Source organism: Candidatus Synechococcus spongiarum (assembly GCF_900047545.1).
Classification (GTDB): domain Bacteria; phylum Cyanobacteriota; class Cyanobacteriia; order PCC-6307; family Cyanobiaceae; genus Synechococcus_B; species Synechococcus_B spongiarum_C.
Genome location: NZ_FITM01000127.1, coordinates 1 through 4,394, shown reverse-complemented (window position 1 = coordinate 4,394; position 4,394 = coordinate 1). Strand labels below are relative to the sequence as shown.

Genomic DNA, 4,394 nt, shown 5'->3' with positions numbered 1-4,394 from the left:
GGGGCCGATCTGTTGTTGGAAATTGACGCTTCCACCGCAGAGCTACCTGCGGGAACGGCCGTGATGGCCCAGCTTCTGCGGCTGCCGGTGCTGTAGCCAGATCAGGGCTGGGCATCCACAATCACGGGAACTGACCGACCGCCGGGAAAGCTGGGCACAACACTGGTTTTCCCGTCCCAGCGATCCAGAAACAGCTTGTAGAGCACCTGGTCGTTGAGGCTCCGGGACAGGGTCTGGAATTTCTTGGCCTCTTCCTCAGCGATGCGCACCTCCGTCTGGGCCCGCTGTAGCCGTTGCTCGGCAATCTGCTTCTCCTCAATGGCGGCACGGTATTCCTCGGCAATCTGCAAACCGGTCAGGTCCAGACCCTGCACGTCCACATAGCCAAAACGGCTGAGTTCCGTATCCACCTGCTGCTCCACCTCCTCGGAGATGCTGCCCCATTGGGAGGCAATGGTGACCAGGTCGTAGCGGGAGAACACAGACTTGAGGGCCTTCAGCAGGGACGGCTGCACGATGCGGGGGTAGACATCACCGTCAAAGGTGGCAATTTGGGCGTAGACCCGTCCCACTTCCTCGGGCTTGAGGGCGTATTTGACCGTGGCCGTGGCTTCAATCACCTGCAGGTCCTTGGTGAGGCTGGCAAACCGCTCCGGGCGCACCTGGGTTTTCACGCTGAAGCGGTGGGTGTTCTGAAACACGGGCACCTTGAAGTTCGGGCCAGCGCCCCGTGGGGAGCCCGTCACGCGCCCCAGGGTGGTGATCACCGCCACAGTGCCGGCAGGAACGATGAACAGAGTTTGACTCAGAATCAGCAGAAGCAGGATGCTGCCGGCCATGAGGAACCATGGAACACCTGGACCGCCAGATCCTCCGTTGTCACCCTTGCCTTTCGCAACGCGGCGAAATTCACTTTCCATCACCAAATCCCTTACAAGTGTCCATGGGAGACGCTACAACTCCGCTACAACTCCTTGAGATCAGGCATCCATGACCCGTCCAGCCGCCATGGCTCTGGCAGCCTCAGCCATCTGCTGGCTCAATGGATGATACCTCCTGACATCGTTTGACCATGCCCTCCTGGAAGCCCATCACGATGGTTCCCTGGCTGGCGCTGCTGGCTGGTGTCTGTGCAGGTCTGGGCTGGCTGGCGCTGCGACCGTTTATTGTCACAACGTTGGTGCCACAGCTCTCCGGGAGGGGCCCCGCGCTGGCTAATTTTGAGCCCATGGTGCTGCGGGCCGGGCCGGACGACAACTCATCCGGCGGCAGTCTCACGGCGGCGGGAATCAAAGCGGACCTGTCGTTTCGTGCGAAGCCGGACGGGTATGGCGGCCAGCAGAAACAACCCGTGCTCAGGCTCTGGTCTGCCGACAGCGGGGACGACACCCCCATCAGCCTGCTGACCGATACCCCACTGCTGGAATACATGGGTTTGCCCAGCACCATGATCAACGCCTTGGTTCAAATGGTGGAGTTCGACGTGGACAACAGCAGCCCGGAAGTGCTCTTGTCCCAATACACTGGCGGCGCTCATTGTTGTGCCCTGGTCACCATCTTCCGCGAGAACGGCCAGGGTGAGTGGCAAGCCATCGACGCGGGTGCATTCGACGGGGACATCTTTGCGGCCACAGAGCCTGTCCCGGGCCATGGTTATCTGCTGGCCACAGTGGATAATCGCTTCCTTTATCGCTTCTCCTCCTACACGGGATCCAGCGCTCCGCTCCAGTTTCTGGCGCTGCAGGGGGAGAAAGTGGTGGATGTCGGCCACCAGCCCCACCTGCGTCCCCTTTTTGAGAAGGATGCGCAACGCCAAGCCCAAATTCTGGACAACAATCGCGGCGGCGAGGTGAACGGGTTGCTGGCCGGGTATGCCGCCAGCCATGCCCGTGCGGGTCGTATTGAAGAAGCCTGGCCCGTGGTGCTTCAGCGCCATGACCCGGACAGTCAATGGGGCCTGGAGTATTGCCCCAATGAAGAATACCATGATCATGGTGGAGAGTGCGGCCAAGAGTCCAGGCGCCACCCGAACTTTCCCAGTGCGTTGGCCGCGCTGCTGCGGGAAGCTGGCTACATTTCAGAGGATCTGGTCCTGGCTGACAAACCCCTTGAGCCCAAGCCTTGAAGTCACAGCCCGCACGCCTACGGCTGGTCTTTGACGGAGGATGCCCCTTCTGCCGAAGCTTCGCGGAGTTGAGCGAGCTGAAAGGCGGTCTGCCCCAATTAGAGATCGTTGACGGGCGTGCCAACGACCAGCTTCGCCAAGCACTGAAAGCGCAAGGCTGCCCCCTCTCCAGGGGAGCCGTGTTGATGGTGGAGCAGGATGGAGACACCAGGCTGTTTCACGGTCCAGCGGCAGTGGCTCTGCTGTGTGGTCAACTGCGGCCTGCCGCGGGACTGTTGGAGCTGCTCAAGATGGTGTTTGCTAGCCGGGAACGGACAGAACGTCTTTATCCCCTGCTGCTGTGGGCCCGCCGCCTGGCCTTGGGCTGGCGTAGTCTGCCGATTGATCCCGATCCCGATCCCGATCCCGATCCTGATGCAACTTCTGAATCACATCAGTCGCAACAACCTCAAAGGTGACTGGTGGGGGGGGCTCACGGCAGCCATCATTGCCTTGCCCATGGCCCTGACTTTTGGTGTCGCCTCCGGGGCAGGGCCTGAAGCTGGTCTGTGGGGCGCCGTCCTGGTTGGGCTGTTTGCGACTCTATTTGGGGGCACACCCACCCTCATCTCGGAGCCCACCGGTCCCATGACGGTGGTGATGACCGCCGTGATTGCCAACCTCACCGCCAGCAACCCTGAAAACGGCATGGCCATGGCCTTCACCGTGGTCATGCTGGCCGGCGTGTTCCAGATCCTGCTGGGCCTCTTGCGCTTGGGTCGCTACATCACCCAAATGCCCTACACGGTGATTTCGGGCTTCATGTCCGGAATCGGCTTCATCCTCATCGTGCTGCAACTGGGGCCGGCATTGGGGCAGAGGGGTCCCCCGGGAGGGGTGATGGGAACGTTGCAGAACCTGCCCCAGTTGCTCGCTGGCGTGAAGCCGCTGGAACTGCTGCTGGCCGCAATCACCATCGCCATTCTCTGGTTCACACCCCAGCGCATCAAGAAGTTTCTTCCTCCGCAAGTGCTGGCCCTTGTGTTCGGGACCATCCTCTCCCTGACCCTGATTCCCTCGCTGGGCTCTTCCTTCGGCATTGACGAAGGCATTCGTCGCATCGGGGAAATCAGCGCCGGTCTCCCCAGTTTGCAGATTCCGGCCTTTGGGACCGACCAACTGGGCTTGATGCTGGCGGATGCTGCGGTGCTGGGCGCCTTGGGATGTATTGACGCCCTGCTCACCTCCGTGGTGGCCGACAGCCTGACCCGCACCGAGCACAACTCCAACAAGGAGTTGTTGGGGCAGGGCCTGGGCAATTTGGTATCGGGGCTGTTTGGCGGCATTGCCGGGGCTGGAGCCACCATGGGCACAGTGGCAAACATTCAGACGGGGGCACGGTCAGCCCTCTCCGGCATTATCCGGGCGGTGATCCTGATGGTGGCGATTTTGGCGCTTCCCGGGTTCGTGGCCCCGATCCCCATGGCAGTGTTGGCAGGCATTGCCCTGAAAGTGGGCTTCGACATTGTGGATTGGGGATTCCTGAAGCGGGCCCACCGTATTTCCACCAAGGGCGCTCTGATCCTCTATGTGGTCATTGGTCTTACGGTGCTGTGGGATCTGATCGTGGCCGTGGGCGTAGGTGTATTCCTGGCCAACATGCTCACCATTGACCGTCTCTCCCAGCGGCAGAGTGACGTGGTGAAGTCCATCAGCACGGCCGATGACGACTTGAATCTTCCCCAGGAGGAGAAAGCCCTGCTGGATGCGGGCAAGGGCCGCGTGCTCCTGTTCCAGCTTACGGGAGACATGATTTTTGGCGTGGCCAAGACCATTGGCCGGGAGCACAACGCCATTGGCCAGTGCAACGCCATTGTTTTTGATCTTGGCGCTGTTTCCCACTTGGGCGTCACCGCGGCATTGGCCGTGGAAAACGCTGTAGAGGAGGCGGTGAAAGCCAAGCGTCATGTCTATGTTGTGGGGGCTGCGGGCACCACCCGCAAACGGCTGGAAACGCTGAAACTGTTTGAGTTGCTGCCCGCTGATCACACCCAGTTGACTCGCGCCCAGGCCTTGGCGGCAGCTGTTGAGGCCATCAAGAGTTGAATCACCACTCCTCTGACGCTCTGCGTCAGACCGAGCAGCCTGGCAATGTTCTGTTCCAGGATTCGATGATGACCGCAAACCACTTGAGGCCATGACCGCTGCTCTGCAAGGGAAGGTGTTTGCTGATCAACCCCAGTGCTGGATCAGGGGAAGCAAGGCAACGTCCCACCATGAAAAGCCAGTT

General features: G+C 60.8%; 4 protein-coding genes. 3 read left to right on the top strand and 1 reads right to left on the bottom strand.

The annotated features are described in order from the left end of the window. Positions 1-101: 101 nt before the first annotated feature. Complete coding sequence (locus FLM9_RS05365; protein ID WP_102135489.1) at positions 102-920, bottom strand: prohibitin family protein; 819 nt, start codon at positions 918-920, stop codon at positions 102-104. A 152-nt stretch (positions 921-1,072) separates the two neighbouring features. Between FLM9_RS05365 and FLM9_RS05360 the strand changes: the two genes are divergently transcribed. Genes FLM9_RS05360 through FLM9_RS05350 form a run of 3 tightly spaced genes read left to right on the top strand, consistent with a single transcriptional unit; the run spans position 1,073 to position 4,210 of the window. Further along, complete coding sequence (locus FLM9_RS05360; protein ID WP_074457604.1) at positions 1,073-2,125, top strand: hypothetical protein; 1,053 nt, start codon at positions 1,073-1,075, stop codon at positions 2,123-2,125. Next, complete coding sequence (locus tag FLM9_RS05355) at positions 2,122-2,583, top strand: DCC1-like thiol-disulfide oxidoreductase family protein (RefSeq protein WP_074457603.1); 462 nt, start codon at positions 2,122-2,124, stop codon at positions 2,581-2,583. The genes FLM9_RS05360 and FLM9_RS05355 overlap by 4 nt, the downstream gene beginning before the upstream one ends. Further along, on the top strand, positions 2,540-4,210 hold the full coding sequence (locus FLM9_RS05350; protein WP_074457602.1) for a SulP family inorganic anion transporter: 1,671 nt from the start codon (positions 2,540-2,542) through the stop codon (positions 4,208-4,210). The genes FLM9_RS05355 and FLM9_RS05350 overlap by 44 nt, the downstream gene beginning before the upstream one ends. The last annotated feature ends 184 nt before the right edge of the window (positions 4,211-4,394 follow it).